Origin of the sequence: Pedobacter sp. (assembly GCF_039594775.1) — a bacterium.
Lineage (GTDB): Bacteria > Bacteroidota > Bacteroidia > Sphingobacteriales > Sphingobacteriaceae > Pedobacter.
This window is the reverse complement of record NZ_JBCNMT010000002.1, coordinates 539,889-557,890: the sequence shown is the minus strand read 5'-3', so window position 1 is coordinate 557,890 and position 18,002 is coordinate 539,889. Positions and strand designations below refer to the sequence as shown.

Sequence of the window (18,002 nt, the reverse complement as noted above, 5' to 3'; positions counted from 1 at the left end):
TTTTACCTTTGCGGCATTAAGATGTAAAATTAATTAATTATTAAAATCAGAAAATTAAAATGAAAAACTTATTCAAATTCGGCTTTTTAGCTTTAGCATTATCTTTAACTGTAGTTGCTTGTTCTTCAGAGAAAAAAGCTGAAGGTACTGACACTACTGCTGTTGATACTACTGTAGTTGATACAACTGCTGCTGATACAACTGTTAAAGCTGACACTACTGTTAAAGCTGATACTACTAAAGCTGCTCCTGCTGCTCACTAGTCGATAGTTGAAACAAAGTATAGAAGCCTTTCCAAATTGGAAAGGCTTTTTTTATGGGAGTTAAAGATATAGAGCTGCCGCAACAAAACGTAATAAGTTAAAAAACAAATAGTTACAATAAAAAACAACCATATATCCATTGGGTTACCTTTTCAAAATCTACGTATTAAATAATAATTAATTACAAAAATTTAAACTGAAAATTGAAATGAAAAACTTATTCAAATTTGGCTTTTTAGCATTGGCATTATCTTTAACTGCAGTTGCTTGTACTCCAAAAAACAACTCCGCAACTACTGAAAATCCTGGTGACACTAGTGTAGTTGATACCACTGTTGTGGATACTACTAAAGCCGTTGATACTAATGTTAAAACCGACACTGCTAAAGCTGCTACCCCAGCTGCTCATTAGTTGGTAGTTTAAAAAACCAAAGCCTTTCCAAATTGGAAAGGCTTTTTTTATGTCCAAGGATAAGACAATCATAGAAAATCAGGCTCTATAAAAAAAATATTTTATTGATACACAAATAATTAGACATAAAATTAAAAAAACATATTTTTTAACGGGTTACCTTTTAACAATCGTGGTATTAACTATCAATTAATTAATTACACAATAGTTTAAACTAAAAATTAAAATGAAAAACTTATTCAAATTTGGCTTTTTAGCATTAGCATTATCTTTAACTGTAGTAGCTTGTTCTTCTGAGAAAAAAGCTGAAGGTACTGACACTATCGGTTCTGACACTACTGTAACTGCTGATACTACTGTAAAAGATACAGTTGTTAAAACTGACACTACTGTTGTTGATTCAACTGTAAAACACTAAGCCAAAATTTAGTAAAAGCATAAAAAAGCCCCGAAGTTTCGGGGCTTTTTTGATATCTAAGAATTAAGGTAACCGTAAAAACCTCCTCAAAAAACAATTTTATCCAACTGAGCAACAACAAGTTAAAATAAAATTAAAATTTTCATCACTTTATTGGGTTACCTTTTAACAATCTCGGTATTAAATAGCAATTAATTAATTATACAATAGTTTAAACTAAAAATTAAAATGAAAAACTTATTCAAATTTGGCTTTTTAGCATTAGCATTATCTTTAACTGTAGTAGCTTGTTCTTCTGAGAAAAAAGCTGAAGGTACTGACACTATCGGTTCTGACACTACTGTAACTGCTGATACTACTATCAAAGATACAGTTGTTAAAACTGACACTACTGTTGTTGATTCAACTGTAAAACACTAAGCCAAAATTTAGTGAAAGCATAAAAAAGCCCCGAATTTTCGGGGCTTTTTCATTTTCACACCTTTAATGCGCTAAACTTCCCTTAGCAAATTTTGACTATTTTTTTGCCAATAATCAAGATGCCCTACTCCAACCATTTTGCTTTTTCGGCTATGTTAATAGCCAACAAATGTTAACTTTGCACATCTTAATAAAAATCAGTAAAATATGACTTTATCTCCTCTACAAGCTATTTCTCCAATTGATGGCCGTTACAGAAAAACTACCGCTAAACTTGCCGACTATTTTTCTGAGTACGCATTGATCAAATATCGTGTTCTGGTAGAGGTTGAATATTTCATAGCTTTGGTTGAAGCCAATGTTCCAGGGACTGAAAGTTTCGACAAAAACCTATTTCCACAGTTAAGAGACATTTACCAGTCCTTTAACGAAACTGATGCACAAAGTGTAAAAGAGACAGAAAGTGTTACCAACCACGACGTAAAGGCAGTTGAGTATTTCATCAAAGCTAAATTCGATGGATTAAACCTCCAAGTATACAAAGAGTTTATCCACTTTGGATTAACCTCACAGGATATTAACAATACGGCTATTCCTTATACGTTCAAGCTGGCTTTAACCGAAAGCTATATCCCTGCTTTGGAGCAGTTGATTGAAAAACTAAGTGAACTGGCCGAAGAGTGGAAAAATGTACCCTTATTGGCACATACCCACGGACAACCTGCTTCACCAACCAAGCTTGGCAAAGAGTTTATGGTGTTTGTGGAGCGTTTAAAAGTACAGTTGGCTAATCTGAAAAGCGTTCCTAACGGTGCAAAATTTGGTGGTGCTACAGGAAATTTCAATGCTCACTACATTGCCTATCCTCAAATTAACTGGGTTGATTTTTCTAACAACTTTGTAAATGAAGTTTTAGGATTAAGCAGAGCCCAATATACTACCCAAATTGAACATTACGACCAGTTCGCAGCACAATGTGATGCCTTAAAACGCATCAACAATATCATTATTGACCTTGACCGCGATATTTGGACCTATATTTCTAAAAACTACTTCAAACAAAAAATCAAAGAAGGCGAAGTGGGTTCATCGGCCATGCCGCACAAGGTAAACCCAATTGATTTTGAAAATGCAGAAGGAAATGCAGGAATTGCCAATGCTGTTTTTGAATTTTTAGCGGCTAAATTGCCAATCTCTCGTTTACAAAGAGACTTAACCGATTCAACCGTACTTAGAAATGTAGGCGTGCCAATGGCGCATACTTTAATTGCCATCAACTCGACCATGAGAGGTTTGGGGAAAATTATCCTTAATCAACAAGCTATTGATGCCGATCTGGAAGAAAACTGGGCAGTAGTGGCCGAAGCGATCCAAACGGTATTGCGAAGAGAGGCTTACCCCAACCCCTATGAGGCTTTAAAAGCATTAACTAGAACTAATCAGAAAATTACGGCCGAAACCATTGCTGTATTTATTGATGGCTTGGAGGTTAGCGATAGCATTAAAGCGGAATTGAAACAAATTACACCATTCAGCTACACAGGCATATTTTAGCTGGTTGGTTTGTTAGTTTTTAGTTGTTTGGAATTTAAACTAGCTCCTAGCCACTAGTTTAAATGACCTAAAATAGACATGACTTGGCAGCGCAATTATATATTTTTGTATTCGTAAATTTGATTAGACATGACCATAAACGTATATACAGAGCAAACTCCTAATCCTGCAACCATGAAATTCATGGTAAATAAGCTTTTAATTAACGGCAGTGAAGATTTTGCGACTAAGGAAAGTGCTGAAAGCTCACCTTTTGCCAAAGAACTTTTCAAGTTCAACTTTGTAAATGGTGTTTTCTTTGCCAGTAATTTTGTAACTATCACTAAAACTGAAGATGCAGAATGGACCGATATTGAAGCAATTTTAAAAGAATTTGTGAAAGGTGCTGTGGAAGCAGAGCTGAAAATTAAGGACGCCGCTGAAGAAGCGCCAAATTTTGAAGGTTCTGAAACCGAAATCAAAATCCAACAAATCCTACATGACTATGTCCGTCCTGCAGTTGAGCAAGATGGTGGTGCAATTACCTACAAATCCTTTGAAGAAGGAGTGGTAACGGTAGAACTAAGAGGTTCATGCAGTGGTTGTCCATCAAGTACCATTACTTTAAAATCAGGCATTCAAAATTTATTGCAACGCATGGTGCCAGAGGTTAAAGACGTAGTGTCTGAGGCATTATAAAATTGCACTGGTTAAATAATGAAAACCGCGATATGACCTATTGCGGTTTTTTTATGTCATTGTTTTCCTCTTATCCGTCAACAGCAATGAACTAGATTTCTCTCTACGTTCGAAATGACGCAAAACGTCAGGACACTGCCAATCTTAATACGTCATTGCAGGCACGAAATAACGAACTGATTTAATTAAAAATGCTTTTTGATCGTATCCAGGATTTCCTGAGTAACGAGACCATTAGACGCTACAATTTCGCGGGTGTTCAAATACTCATCTCCACCTGAAAAATTATGGAGTTGTCCACCAGCTTGTTTCACCAAAAATGCACCGGCAGCCATATCATAAGAATTGAGGTTATATTCAAAATAGGCATCAAAACGACCACAAGCTACATAGGCCAAATCAACCGCAGCCGAACCTATTCTACGCAAACCATGACACTTCTGCATCATTTCCGTAAACAACTGAATGTATTGAGGTTGCTTATCAAACTGATAATAGGGAAAACCAGTAGCCAACAAACATTGCGATAAATTAGAGGACTTAGACACCCTAATCTCCTTATTGTTCAAATAAGCGGGAGCACCTTTGTAGGAGTAAAACATCTCTCCCCTATTAATTTCATATACCACACCCAATACTGGCTCTAAACCTTCGTAAAGTGCAATACTGATTGAAAATGTTGGGATTCCATGAATAAAGTTAGTCGTCCCGTCCAAAGGATCTATGATCCAAGTAAACGGTTGGTTGTAGGTATTTTCAGTTTCATCCTCTTCGGTGATAAAGCCAGCTTCAGGCAAAATCTTTTTTAGATTTTTCACCAACTGTCTTTCCGCAGTTTTATCTACATATGAAACAAGGTCATTAAGGCCTTTATATTCTATTTTGGCATCATCAAAGTTTAGGGATTCTTTTCTAATAAAGTTCCCTGTAAGCCTAGCAATGGCAATTACCTTATTGCACAACAACTCGTAGTTCATTTGCTAATAGTTTGCTAGTTTATCCCTGTTTTTAGACGAATATGCAACCAGTAGAATGCCACCAATAAACAAAATTAATGAGATCAACTCAGCCTGTGTAAATGGAATTCCAGCTACATTATATTTAGAGTTTACTCTGATCAATTCAACCAAGAAGCGCTCCACGCCAGCAAACATCATATAAATACCGAACATTATTCCTGGCACATTTATTTTGGTTCTGATTTTCCATAAAAACCAAAAGATTAGCAAGGCAGCAATTACTTCATAAATAGGTGTTGGATATACGGGCTGAGGCAGTTCATTACAAAATTTACCCACACAACCAGGAATGGGATTACCCTCACCTGCTACGTTGTTAGGATAAGTATAGGCCCACAACCAATCTGGCAACCAAGTAAAAGGTTTAGGATTAAGGTTCACAATACCCCAGTCACCATCACCAGATAGATGACAGCCTATACGACCTACTCCGTAAGCCAACATCATTCCAGGCGCTCCAACATCAAGCATGTGAAGTGGTTTAACGCCGTTTTTGCGTGCTATATAAAGTACCGCAGCACCACCACAAATTAAGCCACCATAAAAGGTTAAACCACTAAAAGAGAGCAGGCCACCAATAGGGTCTTTAACAAAAGAATCCCAATGTTCTAAATTATCAAATATTTTAGCGCCTAAAAAACCCCATACAGCAGCCCAAACCACCATATTGCTCATGAGCTCGTGCGGATGAACCGTTACTTCAACTTTTTTTGGAGTAGGTAATTTAACTTTCTCTTTTTCTTTATAAGCCCAATAAGTAAAAAGTGCAGCTAGTCCCAAGCCACCCAATATATTTCCTTTAGTAGAAAGTAGGACTGTTTGCGAATCGGCTACGAACAATTTATAGTTGACAATCGCATAAATCAATTTATAGCCTATTAAAAAACCAAAAACGCCATTTGAAACTAAATCCCAAGTGCTAGCCGGCTCTCCAATAGTAGTCACACGTTTAGTTGGCTTAATCAAGCCCAGCGCTTCCTTTCGCTGAAGTTCTTTGCTAAAAGCCCAATAAGCAGCCAGAAAGGCCAATGCTACAAATACACCAAACGTATTAAATGGTAGCGGCACTTCAATGCCAAATAAATACGAAATAAAATGTGATACGGTTGGAAACATACGTAAAAAGTTTAGGCGAATATATAAAATTTGCCCATTCTTTTGCCCTTTTCATTGGCTTTTTCGGCCTTTGCAAAGTCATTTTTAGAAATAGGTATTGTATGATGTTAAAATAAGGAAATTGATAAAACATTAAGGAATTAAGAATATTAAGTGTTCATTTCCCTTAATTTCTTAATGTTTAAAATCATCGTGACATAAACGAATAGATTGGGCTATCTAAAGTTGTAAATCGTAAACTCTAGTGGTGTGCGTAAACCGTTTCCAGCTCGGCAACCTCTACCTCACCATCGGCAGTAAGCGCTACCAATTTAACGTCCTTCAATTCATTCACCATTAAAGGGTCGTATTTGGCTTTTACCTTCACATAGTTTTTAGTAAAACCGTGCATAAAGCCATTTTTTTGATCATCCTCGAAAAGTACTTGTGCATTAGTTCCCACCTGCGATTCATAAAACGCCCTTCTCTTTTTATCAGATAGGATGTGTAACATTTTATTACGCTCAAAACGAGTACTACCCGCTACTTTACCTTTCATTACGGCTGCTTCGGTCTGTTCACGTTCTGAGTAGGTAAATACGTGCAAATACGAAACATCAAGACCATTTAGGAATTCGTAGGTATCCAAAAAGTCTTCTTGGGTTTCACCCGGAAAGCCAACAATCACATCAACACCTATACAGCAATTAGGCATTAATTCTTTAATTTTAGCTACCCGATCAACATAAAGTTCTCGTTGGTAACGGCGCTTCATCAGCCCTAAAATTTTATTAGAGCCCGATTGTAGGGGAATATGGAAATGTGGCACAAAACGTTTAGAATTGGCCACAAATTCAATGATATCATTGCTCAGTAAATTAGGTTCTATAGAGGAAATACGGATTCTTTCAATGCCTTCTACTTCATCCAAGGCTTTCGCCAAGTCAAAAAAGCGGTCCTCTCTATTACCATTCCTAATTCCAAAATCGCCGAGGTTCACTCCTGTAAGCACGATCTCTTTTACACCACTAGCCGCAATTTGTTGCGCTTTTTGAACCACACTCTCAATTGTATCACTACGACTGCCGCCTCGAGCCAATGGAATGGTACAATAGGTACAAGGGTAATCGCAGCCATCCTGAACTTTTAGGAAAGTACGAGTTCTATCGCCAATAGAATAGGCCGCAATAAAATTATGATTTACCTTTTCAATATCCTGTTGGTGTACCACCGCCTTTGGCTGTTTAGTCAAATCGGTAATAAACTCTACGATACGGAACTTTTCGGCGGCTCCCAAAACCATATCTACGCCTTCTATTTCGGCAATTTCCTGTGGTTTTAGTTGCGCGTAGCAACCTACAATGGTCACATAAGCATCAGGAGAATATTTAAGTGCTTCTTTTACTACTTTCCTGCATTTCTTATCGGCGTGGTCCGTTACGGAACAAGTATTAATAACATACACGTCTGCCTTATCGGTAAATTCAACTACGCTATAACCAGCATCAATGAATAACCTGCCTATTGTTGATGTTTCAGAGAAATTCAACTTGCAACCGAGTGTATAAAAAGCTACTTTTTTCATTTAAGGCAGCAAAGATACGAAATTGTGATAAGTTGTAAATCTCTTGCGGTAAGTTTTAAGTCATAAGTTAGCTGTACAACTAGGTATTATCTTTCTTTAGATACTTGAAATAATAATTGTACTTTTTAACGTATGCTCGTAACATATCAATACTAAAGTCCTTTTCATTTTTAAAATCTTCCAACAGTTCTGGGTAAGATTCAATCAGAGAATGGAAGTTTTTCTCTCTTTGGGAACGGGTACCTAACAATCCGTTGGTTTTTATTTCTTTTAAATTATCCAAATCGAAACCTGCATACCAATAAGAGGTCGAACCACCTCCCATCATTACCCCACCTGCGCCCATCATTCCAGGATTGCTCAATACTCTTACAAATAGCTGAATCTTTCCATACTCCAAACGCTTTAAAAATTCCAGCTTTTTTGATTCTGATAATTTTACAGCAACATAGTGTGTACTGTCTTTCGAAAAATGATATTCTTTATAAACTTCTGTACTAATGTATATAGATTCTTTTTTGCCAACTTCTTGAAATTTTAAACCATCTAAAAATGGCTTTTTAATTTTTCCTAAAAGCGTATCTCCGGTAAGTGTAATTACATAGTCTTTTTGCGCTTTTAACAAATTGGCGGCGCATAGTAAGAGTATAATTAAAGCGCTAGTAAAGATTTTTTTCATGTTTCTAAAATATATAATTTGGATCAATCATTCCAACGATAACTATCTTTTTCCAAACCAGCTAAATCAATTACCCTATCGATAACTGTTTGGGCCACTTCTTCAATAGTTTTTGGCAAGCTGTAAAACGATGGATTGGCGGGACAGATGATACCACCTGCCTCGGTTACCAGTTTCATGTTCTGCAAATGGATGAGACTAAAAGGTGTATCGCGTGCTACAGCAATCAGCTTTCTGCGTTCTTTGAGAATAACATCAGCAGCTCTTGAAATCAGGTCGTTCGAAATGCCATGAGCAATACGTCCTAATGTCCCCATGGAACAGGGTACAATGATCATGGTGTCATATTTAGCTGATCCTGATGCAAAAGGAGCATTGAAATCGGTTTTAGCATAAAAATCAAATGAGTAATTCTTGTAGTCGTCGTTGCCCAACTCATATTGCCAAACTTCCTTGGCATTATCGGACATCACCACTCCTACTTTTTCTATTTGAGTAGATAGTTTGTTTAGATTATCCAATAACAACTTGGCATAAATAGCGCCACTAGCTCCCGTAACTGCCACTACAATTTTTTTCTTTTGCATAAGTACAAATATACAATGCCTATTTTAATGTGCAGGTAAAATAACAAATGTGACGTTTTAGGGGCTTAAAAAGGCTTTCCATCTGTTGCTCCAATAAGCATATCACAAATAATTCGACTAAAAATCAGCGCAGTACAACTTATCCTCATTTTTTATTTGCAGGTAAAACTGGATGTTTCTATATTTGCACCTCCTTAGAACGAAGGAAGATTCCGTAGCTCAGCTGGTAGAGCATTACACTTTTAATGTAGTGGTCCTGGGTTCGAATCCCAGCGGGATCACAGAAAAAAGCAACTTCAAAAGAGTTGCTTTTTTTGTTTTTTATCCCTTCGGTGATTAGCTTTACACCGCCAAACAATGCTAACCAATCCCCTTAAGTTTAAACCTTCATAAACAACCTTATCCATAAACTATGAAAACACGCAAAGAAAATTACCTGCTAATTAGTTTTATTGTTGGTTTCTTAGTATGGTTATCGGCCACGATATTATTTAGACTTGTAGGTCAATATTTTTTTATTGTCGACAATGCTTTAATAATGGCCGTTTTATATCTCATTTTGATACCAGCTTTAGGCATCATTTCAACCTCAGTTTTTAATAAATTCAAGCTGGGCAACCTTGAAAGCATCAAATCTGCAGCCATTATGGTTTTACCGGGCATGATACTAGATACCGTATGTATACAGTTTTTCGAAAATTTATTCCCCAATATGCCCGAAATCTATAGTAAAACTTTTGCTTCATGGCTAATGTTTGCTTACGCTATTGTTTTAATTTTTGGGCTTTTGAGAAAAAACCAAGAGCAAAAAAATTGATGATGATAAAAGTTACCCATTGAGCATGAAATGTTTTAACCCAAGTTCGCAAAAACGAAGTCTATAAAGTGAACTGATTTCGATAAAAGCTTATTTAGAAATCATAAATGCAAACATTAAACAAAAAAAAGCGCATTGATCAATGCGCTTTTTTTTGTTCTTAACTTATGGATAAAATCTATCTCTATTTGCTCAATTCAAGTTTTGCCACTGCTTCTTTCTTTTCATTGTCAAGCAAAAGGCTATTGTTTTCTATACGATAACTTCTAACCTGCTTCAATACTTCAAAAAATTCGCTTTCTATTTTAAGATTTGGGCAAGCCATCATTGTAGCGCCTCCTTCAGAAAGTTCAATATTATTACCATCTTTCAGTTTATAGCTCCCAGAAAAGCTATTACAGCCGCCATTTCCGCTCAATTGCTCTTTCTCTTTGTGGAAAACCAAATGAGGTTCTTTTTTGAAAGTAGTATCCAATACTATGGCTTTACCATTTAATTCCTTCAGTTTCCATTCTTTATCAAATAAGTCCACGGTTGTTGTTGCTTGAGCTTGTACGGAGGTAGTATCAGTCCCGTCAGTTTTGTTTTCTGTTTTTGTGGAACTGCAGGCTGCTGCCGCAATTGCCATGACAACGATTAAGATGCTTTTTTTCATGATTTTTTGCTTTTAAATTTTAATAATATTCTATTTTATATTACTCTACTATTTTGATTTCTGTTCTCCTGTTCAACTGATGCTCTTGTGCACTACATTTTACTCCAATTGGCGCATCTGTTCACTAATTATATTACCAAAACTGTATACCACACCCCCAACCGTAAAAGAACCAGGTACTCCAGAAAGTTCCATACTCTTACTTCCTGCAGTCTGGGAATAATTTCCAGGTTTAGAAGGAAAAAATGTGTTATTAGATAGTGTTGAGTTTACAGCTCCATCTGTTCCAGGGGTTGCGCAGACCTGAGAAAAACTTTTCTGCTCAATGATCAAGAGCGTAAATAATGTCAACAGAAAAAAAAGTGAGGGCAGATTTTTTTTCATATCAGAACAATTAAATTGTTACACCAAGATTACATCAAGTTAACGACTTAATCGCATAATACAAAAACCAATACTCCTGAACAGAATGTAAATCAGTTAATTAATACAAAAATCAATTAGGATATTCGCACTATAACCATAAATTTCATTAAATAATAACAGGCAAAAACGTCTTATTATTTAAACTTTCACAAAAATCTTCTCATTAAAACTTCCAAGCCTAATTGCTTTTCAGCGCACATTGCTTGCAAACGTAAAATGGTGCTATATATTATAATGAAAAAGGAAGGAGGTGCATGTTACTCTTTCAACATGCCCATCAATTCATCCTTGGATAGGCTTTGGAAAAAAGAAGCATCTGTTCTTACCAGATCTTGCGCTAACTGTTTTTTCTTCTTTTGAAGGTTCATGATTTTTTCTTCGATGGTATTGGAGCAAATTAACCGCACCGCTACTACATTCTTATCTTGGCCAATACGATAAACCCTGTCTATGGCCTGATTTTCGGCCGCTGGGTTCCACCAAGGATCCACGAGATAAACATAATCTGCTTCAGTAAGGTTAAGCCCTACACCGCCTGCTTTTAAGCTGATCAGAAACACACGAATTTGATCGTTCGTTTGGAAGTTATTCACTTTGCTGCCCCTGTCTTTTGTTTGTCCGGTAAGGTACTCAAATGGAATGTTTCTGTTTTCCAGTTCGGCCTTAATTAAATCGAGCATGCCCACAAACTGCGAAAACACCAATATTTTATGTGCCTTTGATTTATTTTCGATCTGCTCTACCAGCACTTCAATTTTAACTGCATCAGCACCCGAATGCCCTTGTTTAAGCAATACGGGAGAATTACAGATCTGTCTAAGTTTGGTAAGCCCTGTAAGTACATGCATGCTATTTTTAAGCATTTGATCATCATCAGTCGCCGAAATAAATTCACGCAGCTCCCTTTCATAACCGTCGTAAATCCTGCGCTGTTCTGCATTCATTTCGCAATAAATGATCATTTCGGTTTTCTCTGGCAGTTCTTTAGCTACCTGTTTTTTGGTTCTGCGAAGTATAAAGGGCTTAATTTTACGTTGAAGCTCAAAGGCTCTTTTGCTGTATTCGAACTTATCGATGGGAATCGCATAAATATCTTTGAAATATTGTTTGCTGCCCAATAGCCCTGGGCAGGCAAAAGATAGTTGTCCGTACAGATCAAAGGTGTTGTTCTCAATAGGTGTTCCGGTCAAAACAATCCTATTCCGCGATTGGAGCAGTCGAGCCGCCTTATACCTTTCGGAATTAGGATTTTTAATGGCTTGCGACTCATCCAAAAAGACATAATTAAAATGAAAATCCTTCAGGAAACGGATATCGGAAAGCAGCATGCCGTAACTTGTCAATACCACTTCATAAGCTTGCATTCCCTCGTTGCTTCTTGCCCTATCTGCACCATAATGTGTTAACACTTTGATGGATGGCGCAAATTTCTGCAGCTCATCCTGCCAGTTGAACAACAATGAAGTTGGTACTACGATAAGATTGGTCGTATGCTTGTATTTTTCCCTTTGTGATAGTATAAAGGCAATAATTTGGAGGGTTTTACCAAGTCCCATATCGTCTGCTAAACAACCACCAAAATTAAAACTATCCAAAAAGCTGAGCCAGTTTAGCCCTTCTTTTTGATATTCCCTCAGTTCTGCCTGTAAAGCAGATGGAACAGCTACTGCTGGAATATTATCAACAGTTGAAAATTGTATGGCATAATCTTTAATCTCATCCTGGACTTCTTCACTTAGCATTTCCTTTTCAAATAGCTCAGATATTTCCGTGAAATTAATCTTCGGGATTTTGATGATTTCATCTTCCATATCCCCCAACTGAAAGTATCTGGAAATTTTATCTATCCATTCAAGTGGTAAAATACCTTGCGTGCCATCATCCAACTGAACAAATTTGCTCTTGTTGCGTATGGCACGGTGCACCTGTTTCAATTTTGCTCTCTTCTTACCGAAACCTACTTTCAGTTCGGCATTGAACCAATCAATCCCACTAATAACCTCTATGCTTATTTTGGCACGATGCGAATTGAGCTTATTACTTTTAATTTCATCAAAACCCAATATGGTGATGTTATTATTTCTCCACGCTTCAAAAGCGCCAAGAAACCAATCGTCATCTAAAAACTTGTCCTTGTGCAAATAGAAATATTCATGCGCCTCTATTTGTTCGGCAAAATCTGGATGCTGTTCCATCACCATAGAAGTGAAACGGTCTTCGGCCTCGTTATTCCGCTCAATTTTAAATTCATTGCCATTTTGATCAACATCGAAGAGCTGCTTTCTGGAATATACGGGAACTTCGACCGAACCATATTTCATGACCGGAGTAATCGATATAAAATTACCTTGCTGATCCAAATAGATAATACGCTCCGTTAGAAATTCTTTTTCTGCAAGTTGCGCTGGCGTTGCCTGACGGATGTAGCTATAATTGATGTGTACCAACTGCTCCAAAGGGGCAAGTATGTCCTGCAAAAACTCATTATACTTGGATGAATGAATGAGCAGTATCTCGTTATTTGCCTTAAAGAACTTGATAACACGAAGCATATCTGGATTTTGCACCAAATAAAAGGTCTGCCGATAGTAGATAAAATAATCGCTCCTGACCACTACATTACTTAAGGGAAGTACGATATCGTTAAACAACAATTCGGCAGTAATTTCATAAAAAGGCTCTTTTTTAAAGACCGTTAGCTGAAGTTCTGCTTTTAGGAAAGTGAGCGCTATGGGGAGAAGCGATTTTGCCGAAATAGTTTCTGAAAGATTCCTATCATGATAATAAACCTCCAATTCTAAAGGGTTTTCAACGATGTGCTTCAGTGCTTCCAGCTCCAAATGGGTGGTATCTTCGTTGTATTTGTTCTGAAAGGTAACAAGGGCTGTATAAAATTTGATTTCAGAAGGATCTTGCACCTTCCAAATCAACTGCATGGGATTTATGTTATTAATTGGGGCTTTGATTTTTCCACCTTGAGTAACCTCCGCCTCCATCAGCAGGAAACTTAATTGACTATAAAAGCGATGCCTACCAATGACTAAAATCTGCTTTTTTCCAGTATCTTGAACAGCTAAGCTTTTTAAAATGGATTGCCGTTGGGGAACAAGATTTTTTTTAAGAGCTTGCTCATCTATTTTAAGCATACCCTGTACCCTACTTTCAATATGAAGTTTGCCTTCGAGATAATTCAACTTAAAATAGGCATCTAAATCTGGTTCGGCATCTACCCCATATTCCTTAGCTGAAACCAGTAAAATTTTATGTCTTAAATGATGATCAAAAAAGACGCGGAAATTTCTTTGCTCCAATATGCTATAGATAATTTCGGCCTGATGTTCACACAGTTTTTGTCCCATGTGATTGCAGGAGCAGGAAGAAACCAACGAACTACCCAGCTGGCTTACGGCAACCTTTGGAAAACCAATGGCTACTTTTTTGGTAAACACACCATTATTGAGTTCGAGCGCAATAGGGTAAATATCCTGAAAATCTCTCCTCTCCATAAAATCGCCACTTTGGGTGTGTTTTAACAGATCAAATACAGAAAGTGTACTGATGTTTGTATTGGGGAGTATCGTTTCTTTCGGCAGTTCTACCATCTATCGCTAACGAATTATTTTATTATAAATTGGGACAGTGCAATTTGGAGCCTATTTTTTTAATTTTTTCAAAGCGTCAAGGTATATTTTCTGAATACTTTTCTTTTCCTCTTTCTCGCAAATAGCCACAATGGCGGAGATCAGGCCCTTATTATTCGAAGTCTCCAATTTTAGGATTTGACTTAGGGCAAAGGCAGCACTCCAACGCACCACGGTGCCTTCATGTTCCGTATTCACAAGCAAATTGGCAATAGGAGCTTCCAACTTGTCACTAAATAGGTGGGCAATATTGCCAATTACCTTTGCGCTTTCCCATTTTACTCGTGGCGCTTTGGCGGTAAGCATTTGGGTTACAAAAACAAGTGCGCTTTCATCTGCAATTTCGGGATGCCGTTGGGTAGCATACTCCATAGCTTCTATACAAGTTGCCTTAACGGGGTCCTTTTGCTTTTCGGCAAAAGCCAAAAGCTCATCAATAGGCAATGATTTTTCGATAAGCCATTTGCTCAATTTTTCGGTTTTCTCTTTAGATTTTATCTCTTTATCTTTTAAAAGTTCGTCAATGGTCATTCGCAATAGAGTGGCTTTATTATCTTCCAAATTTATTAAAAATAAACGTAGTGTTCTTACGGCTTAGCTTTGGCCAAACAATTAAAAATCTAAAGTAGAAAATGTGACAAGTAAGCCCTATGCTGAAATGATCAAATAATATCCATCTAAATCTCTCAAGGTAAACTGATGTTTGAGCGAGTTACCATTGTAATGAATTTCTTTTTCTATGGCAGCATGAAGCTTTTGGGCATTTTTGAATATTGTTTGTAGATCATCAACCCTAAAAAACAGTATCAATCCATTGCCATTGTTTTCAACAGGTTTCAACATGGTTGGATGCTCATGTTCGCCCCAATGATGCAAACACAGCACCACATTGTTGTTACTGGTTAATATTTCAAAGGTATCACCTCCGTGTTCACTTTTACACTCCAGCAATTGTTGATAGAACAACGAACTTTCACGAACATTTTTCACTGCAATAATAGTTTCCGTTTTTACCATTTTAATATTTAGCAATTATTTATTCGCCCCGTGGTTGGTCTTATCACCAACCAAAAGTAAAAAACAAAGATATTGCAGTATCAACACTTACCAGTTATGTTAAATTGTAGACGAGGATTTACAGCGTCTATAAAAAACATTAACGATTAGAACTATTGCAGAGACATAAGAAAACACATATAGTTCCAACAACATTATTTCTCCATGGCCAAACTCTATATACCAACCATTATCTCTCGAAATTTGGTGAATCTTAACCATTAAATCAAAGTAGAAATTAATACCAATAAGGTAAGCAAGGATAATCAATACCACATTCCAATTGCTCGTTCTAATCATCAGTTTTCTTAAAAAAAGAGATAAGACAAGAAAAACGATATATATTATTGCTAAAATTAGTATTTCTTTCATTCTATTTATTCGTTTCAATTTCTGGTTGGTACTGATACTTTTTTCTTTTAAAAACCAGAAGCAACACCATCGCTAGCAATAAAGAAAGCAATACATCAACAAACAAATAAATTACCTTAAACCATTTTATGCTTTCACAATCGCCACATTTGCCGCCAGTATCTTGAAGAAAAACAAACGGGAAACCAATCCTTGTTAAACCATCATGCATTCCGCTATAATCACTAATATCAAACTAGAAATAAGGAATATGGCTACTCCAATAACTAACATTAATCTTAAGTTCTTAAACGATTTCATTATTTGTTGTTTATATCATACGTAATCTCCCAATATACCCAAATCATTCCCAAAATAGTATTAACTTAGAACTAAACAAAACCAATTCATGCGATGAAGAAACTTGCCCTTGCACTGCTAGCCCTATTCCTCTATTTACCTATTTATGCACAGTTCGAAAAAATAGAACGTGAAATTACCGAAAGCATGACAAAAACCGAGACTGTTGGCTTGGCAGTGGCGGTAATCAAAAATAACAAGCTGATCTATCAACATTCCTTTGGGAAAAAAAGCATCGAAAACGATACGCCCTTAAGCGGCTCAGATATTTTCAGAATCGCTTCCATTTCCAAATCCTTTGCGGCAACGGCCATCATGCAATTGGCAGAAGCCAAAAAACTATCATTAGATGACGATTTTGGGAATTTAGTAGGTTTTAAAATCCGCAATCCTAAATTCCCTGAAACAGTCATTACCCTAAGAATGGTATTATCACATACCTCTAGTATCAACGACAGTCAGGGGTATTTCAATTTAGATGTGATCAACCCTTCAAAAAATCCCAACTGGGAGAAATGCTATACAGATAAACAACCAGGGACAAGCTACCTATATTGCAACTTAAACTTTAATATGATAGGCGCTACCGTTGAACGCCTTACGGGGCAACGTTACGACAGCTATATCAAACAGCATATTCTTAACCCGTTAAATGTTTATGGCGGTTATTGTATCGACTCTTTAGATACCAAACGTTTTGTTTCCCTATACGAATATGAGAACAAAGCTCTTAAATTATCGCCAGCCGCTTATGCCCCTCGCAGGGAAGAATTAAGCACTTATCAACTAGGCTACAGCACCCCTATCCTATCGCCTACCGGAGGCATGAAAATTTCAGCGACAGATTTGGCTACCTACATGACCATGCACATGAACTACGGCAAAGTGAACGGGACAAAAATCATCTCCAAAAAAAGTGCTAAACAAATGCAAACACCACTTAGCAGCCCAGAAAACTATGGCCTTGCTTTGCTTACCACCAATAAATTAATTGAAGGTAAAACCTTAACAGGACACACTGGATCTGCTTACGGCTTATATAGTGCCATGTTTTTCGATCCTAAAGAAAAGTTTGGTATCGTAGTCATTACCAATGGTACGGGTGCGGGACAAGTAAATGGTTACAAAGCCATTATTAAGGAAACTTTTAATACCCTTTACCAAAACTTAATTGTTAAATAGAAATAACATGGTAAGTATCTAATATCCAACCCTAAAGCAGGTTAAAAGCATGCGCAAATTTCACCGCATCGTAATTGTTTTTAAGGGATAGCTTTTTTCGGATATTTCTACGGTGCGTATCCACAGTAGCCAGCGCAATAAATAAGCGCTCACCTATTTCTGGAGAACTTATCCCTAGGGCCATGAGCTTCAAAACCTCTATTTCCCTTGCCGAAAGTTTACCAAAAACAGCGGCATGATTACGCAAAAACCTCACATCGTCCATTAAACGATTAACCTTAATGGTAATATGATGCTCAGGATCCACCGGACTGGCCGTGGTTACTAAATGCGTAACCTCACCATGCGCATTTTTCAAAAACACTTTAGTGTTGCTGGCGTAAAGCCTCCAAGTTCCATCCTTTGACTTTACCTGCTGAAAATAAGAAGTGCTCTTTTCCGAAACCTGCTGCAAGCGTTGTTTGATCTTTGCGGCATAATCCTGATCATCATCAATATTAAAGTAACGTGTCACATACTCTTTTGGATCAATAGCCTGTAGTTCGCTCAAATCAACACCCAAAATATCTAGGCCCACCCTATTCATATAAACCACCCCATAGTTGGGTACTTGCTGTACAATTATGGGAACTGGCAACTCATCGGCAATACACCTCAGTTCTTCGAGCTTATCATCTAGATCCATGTTTGAGCAATTATCTTTCCTTACTTATTAGATTTGGGCAGAGCGTATTTCCCATGGGATACAAAAGTACCAAAAAATAGAATAAAGGTCATATTCCCCCAAATTGTAGATTTTTTTTC

The 18,002-nt window shown here is 37.1% G+C and carries 19 protein-coding genes and 1 tRNA gene; 9 read left to right on the top strand and 11 right to left on the bottom strand.

The genetic code is table 11. The annotated features are described in order from the left end of the window. The first annotated feature begins 59 nt into the window (after positions 1 to 59). The 6 genes from ABDV71_RS08530 (at position 60) to ABDV71_RS08505 (ending at position 3,745) form a co-directional block, all read left to right on the top strand. Positions 60 to 263 (top strand): hypothetical protein, encoded by a 204-nt coding sequence (locus ABDV71_RS08530; protein ID WP_343532028.1) that lies wholly within the window; start codon positions 60 to 62, stop codon positions 261 to 263. A gap of 208 nt (positions 264 to 471) precedes the next feature. Further along, on the top strand, positions 472 to 675 hold the full coding sequence (locus ABDV71_RS08525) for a hypothetical protein (RefSeq protein ID WP_343532027.1): 204 nt from the start codon (positions 472 to 474) through the stop codon (positions 673 to 675). A 226-nt stretch (positions 676 to 901) separates the two neighbouring features. After that, positions 902 to 1,093, top strand: a complete 192-nt coding sequence (locus tag ABDV71_RS08520) for a hypothetical protein (RefSeq protein WP_113649237.1) — start codon at positions 902 to 904, stop codon at positions 1,091 to 1,093. 228 nt (positions 1,094 to 1,321) lie between these two features. Further along, entirely contained in the window at positions 1,322 to 1,513 is a 192-nt protein-coding gene (locus ABDV71_RS08515; protein WP_343532026.1) for a hypothetical protein, read from the top strand. A gap of 207 nt (positions 1,514 to 1,720) precedes the next feature. Beyond that, a complete protein-coding gene (gene purB / locus ABDV71_RS08510) occupies positions 1,721 to 3,067 on the top strand; it encodes an adenylosuccinate lyase (RefSeq protein WP_343532025.1) in 1,347 nt (448 codons plus the stop codon). 129 nt (positions 3,068 to 3,196) lie between these two features. Then, positions 3,197 to 3,745 (top strand): NifU family protein, encoded by a 549-nt coding sequence (locus ABDV71_RS08505; RefSeq protein ID WP_343532024.1) that lies wholly within the window; start codon positions 3,197 to 3,199, stop codon positions 3,743 to 3,745. 185 nt (positions 3,746 to 3,930) lie between these two features. Here ABDV71_RS08505 and ABDV71_RS08500 read toward each other — a convergent pair whose 3' ends face one another. The 5 genes from ABDV71_RS08500 to ABDV71_RS08480 all read right to left on the bottom strand — a co-directional run bounded on the left by ABDV71_RS08500 (position 3,931) and on the right by ABDV71_RS08480 (position 8,710). Next, complete coding sequence (locus ABDV71_RS08500) at positions 3,931 to 4,722, bottom strand: inositol monophosphatase family protein (protein WP_343532023.1); 792 nt, start codon at positions 4,720 to 4,722, stop codon at positions 3,931 to 3,933. 3 nt (positions 4,723 to 4,725) lie between these two features. After that, a complete protein-coding gene (locus ABDV71_RS08495; protein WP_343532022.1) occupies positions 4,726 to 5,880 on the bottom strand; it encodes a prolipoprotein diacylglyceryl transferase family protein in 1,155 nt (384 codons plus the stop codon). Between the two features lie 241 nt (positions 5,881 to 6,121). After that, on the bottom strand, positions 6,122 to 7,444 hold the full coding sequence (gene mtaB / locus ABDV71_RS08490; RefSeq protein ID WP_343532021.1) for a tRNA (N(6)-L-threonylcarbamoyladenosine(37)-C(2))-methylthiotransferase MtaB: 1,323 nt from the start codon (positions 7,442 to 7,444) through the stop codon (positions 6,122 to 6,124). A 79-nt stretch (positions 7,445 to 7,523) separates the two neighbouring features. Beyond that, the gene (locus ABDV71_RS08485) at positions 7,524 to 8,123 is read right to left on the bottom strand and encodes a hypothetical protein (protein ID WP_343532020.1); all 600 of its coding nucleotides are present in this window, start codon (positions 8,121 to 8,123) and stop codon (positions 7,524 to 7,526) included. 23 nt (positions 8,124 to 8,146) lie between these two features. Then, positions 8,147 to 8,710: a UbiX family flavin prenyltransferase gene (locus ABDV71_RS08480; protein WP_343532019.1), complete on the bottom strand. Its 564-nt coding sequence runs from the start codon at positions 8,708 to 8,710 to the stop codon at positions 8,147 to 8,149. Between the two features lie 208 nt (positions 8,711 to 8,918). Between ABDV71_RS08480 and ABDV71_RS08475 the strand changes: the two genes are divergently transcribed. Continuing rightward, positions 8,919 to 8,991, top strand: a tRNA-Lys gene (locus tag ABDV71_RS08475). A gap of 131 nt (positions 8,992 to 9,122) precedes the next feature. Beyond that, positions 9,123 to 9,527 carry a DUF5367 family protein gene (locus ABDV71_RS08470; RefSeq protein WP_343532018.1) on the top strand — a complete coding sequence of 135 codons (405 nt, stop codon included), beginning with the start codon at positions 9,123 to 9,125 and terminating at the stop codon, positions 9,525 to 9,527. Between the two features lie 184 nt (positions 9,528 to 9,711). Here the strand turns inward: ABDV71_RS08470 and ABDV71_RS08465 are convergent, their stop codons facing one another. From ABDV71_RS08465 to ABDV71_RS08445, 5 genes are all read right to left on the bottom strand, one after another. Then, a complete protein-coding gene (locus tag ABDV71_RS08465; RefSeq protein WP_343532017.1) occupies positions 9,712 to 10,182 on the bottom strand; it encodes an META domain-containing protein in 471 nt (156 codons plus the stop codon). A 99-nt stretch (positions 10,183 to 10,281) separates the two neighbouring features. Then, entirely contained in the window at positions 10,282 to 10,566 is a 285-nt protein-coding gene (locus ABDV71_RS08460) for a hypothetical protein (protein WP_343532016.1), read from the bottom strand. Between the two features lie 299 nt (positions 10,567 to 10,865). Further along, positions 10,866 to 14,210 carry a DEAD/DEAH box helicase gene (locus ABDV71_RS08455; RefSeq protein WP_343532015.1) on the bottom strand — a complete coding sequence of 1,115 codons (3,345 nt, stop codon included), beginning with the start codon at positions 14,208 to 14,210 and terminating at the stop codon, positions 10,866 to 10,868. A 51-nt stretch (positions 14,211 to 14,261) separates the two neighbouring features. After that, the gene (locus ABDV71_RS08450; protein ID WP_343532014.1) at positions 14,262 to 14,810 is read right to left on the bottom strand and encodes a hypothetical protein; all 549 of its coding nucleotides are present in this window, start codon (positions 14,808 to 14,810) and stop codon (positions 14,262 to 14,264) included. Between the two features lie 87 nt (positions 14,811 to 14,897). Next, positions 14,898 to 15,266 carry a glyoxalase gene (locus ABDV71_RS08445; RefSeq protein WP_343532013.1) on the bottom strand — a complete coding sequence of 123 codons (369 nt, stop codon included), beginning with the start codon at positions 15,264 to 15,266 and terminating at the stop codon, positions 14,898 to 14,900. 804 nt (positions 15,267 to 16,070) lie between these two features. Between ABDV71_RS08445 and ABDV71_RS08440 the strand changes: the two genes are divergently transcribed. Next, positions 16,071 to 17,198, top strand: coding sequence for a serine hydrolase domain-containing protein (locus tag ABDV71_RS08440; protein WP_343532012.1), 1,128 nt, complete (start codon positions 16,071 to 16,073; stop codon positions 17,196 to 17,198). A gap of 31 nt (positions 17,199 to 17,229) precedes the next feature. On the opposite strand, the gene ABDV71_RS08435 is transcribed toward ABDV71_RS08440, so the two are convergent. After that, positions 17,230 to 17,883 carry a helix-turn-helix transcriptional regulator gene (locus ABDV71_RS08435; protein WP_343532011.1) on the bottom strand — a complete coding sequence of 218 codons (654 nt, stop codon included), beginning with the start codon at positions 17,881 to 17,883 and terminating at the stop codon, positions 17,230 to 17,232. Between the last annotated feature and the right edge of the window lie 119 nt (positions 17,884 to 18,002).

Excerpts from the sequence above, each read along its gene's own strand:
- ABDV71_RS08440 (WP_343532012.1), top strand. The coding sequence starts at position 16,071 with ATGAAGAAACTTGCCCTTGCACTGCTAGCCCTATTCCTCTATTTACCT.
- purB (WP_343532025.1), top strand. The coding sequence starts at position 1,721 with ATGACTTTATCTCCTCTACAAGCTATTTCTCCAATTGATGGCCGTTAC.
- ABDV71_RS08460 (WP_343532016.1), bottom strand. The coding sequence starts at position 10,566 with ATGAAAAAAAATCTGCCCTCACTTTTTTTTCTGTTGACATTATTTACG.
- ABDV71_RS08480 (WP_343532019.1), bottom strand. The coding sequence starts at position 8,710 with ATGCAAAAGAAAAAAATTGTAGTGGCAGTTACGGGAGCTAGTGGCGCT.
- ABDV71_RS08470 (WP_343532018.1), top strand. The coding sequence starts at position 9,123 with ATGAAAACACGCAAAGAAAATTACCTGCTAATTAGTTTTATTGTTGGT.
- ABDV71_RS08500 (WP_343532023.1), bottom strand. The coding sequence starts at position 4,722 with ATGAACTACGAGTTGTTGTGCAATAAGGTAATTGCCATTGCTAGGCTT.
- ABDV71_RS08465 (WP_343532017.1), bottom strand. The coding sequence starts at position 10,182 with ATGAAAAAAAGCATCTTAATCGTTGTCATGGCAATTGCGGCAGCAGCC.
- ABDV71_RS08445 (WP_343532013.1), bottom strand. The coding sequence starts at position 15,266 with ATGGTAAAAACGGAAACTATTATTGCAGTGAAAAATGTTCGTGAAAGT.
- ABDV71_RS08435 (WP_343532011.1), bottom strand. The coding sequence starts at position 17,883 with ATGGATCTAGATGATAAGCTCGAAGAACTGAGGTGTATTGCCGATGAG.
- ABDV71_RS08530 (WP_343532028.1), top strand. The coding sequence starts at position 60 with ATGAAAAACTTATTCAAATTCGGCTTTTTAGCTTTAGCATTATCTTTA.
- ABDV71_RS08520 (WP_113649237.1), top strand. The coding sequence starts at position 902 with ATGAAAAACTTATTCAAATTTGGCTTTTTAGCATTAGCATTATCTTTA.
- ABDV71_RS08495 (WP_343532022.1), bottom strand. The coding sequence starts at position 5,880 with ATGTTTCCAACCGTATCACATTTTATTTCGTATTTATTTGGCATTGAA.
- ABDV71_RS08455 (WP_343532015.1), bottom strand. The coding sequence starts at position 14,210 with ATGGTAGAACTGCCGAAAGAAACGATACTCCCCAATACAAACATCAGT.
- ABDV71_RS08515 (WP_343532026.1), top strand. The coding sequence starts at position 1,322 with ATGAAAAACTTATTCAAATTTGGCTTTTTAGCATTAGCATTATCTTTA.
- ABDV71_RS08485 (WP_343532020.1), bottom strand. The coding sequence starts at position 8,123 with ATGAAAAAAATCTTTACTAGCGCTTTAATTATACTCTTACTATGCGCC.
- ABDV71_RS08525 (WP_343532027.1), top strand. The coding sequence starts at position 472 with ATGAAAAACTTATTCAAATTTGGCTTTTTAGCATTGGCATTATCTTTA.
- mtaB (WP_343532021.1), bottom strand. The coding sequence starts at position 7,444 with ATGAAAAAAGTAGCTTTTTATACACTCGGTTGCAAGTTGAATTTCTCT.
- ABDV71_RS08505 (WP_343532024.1), top strand. The coding sequence starts at position 3,197 with ATGACCATAAACGTATATACAGAGCAAACTCCTAATCCTGCAACCATG.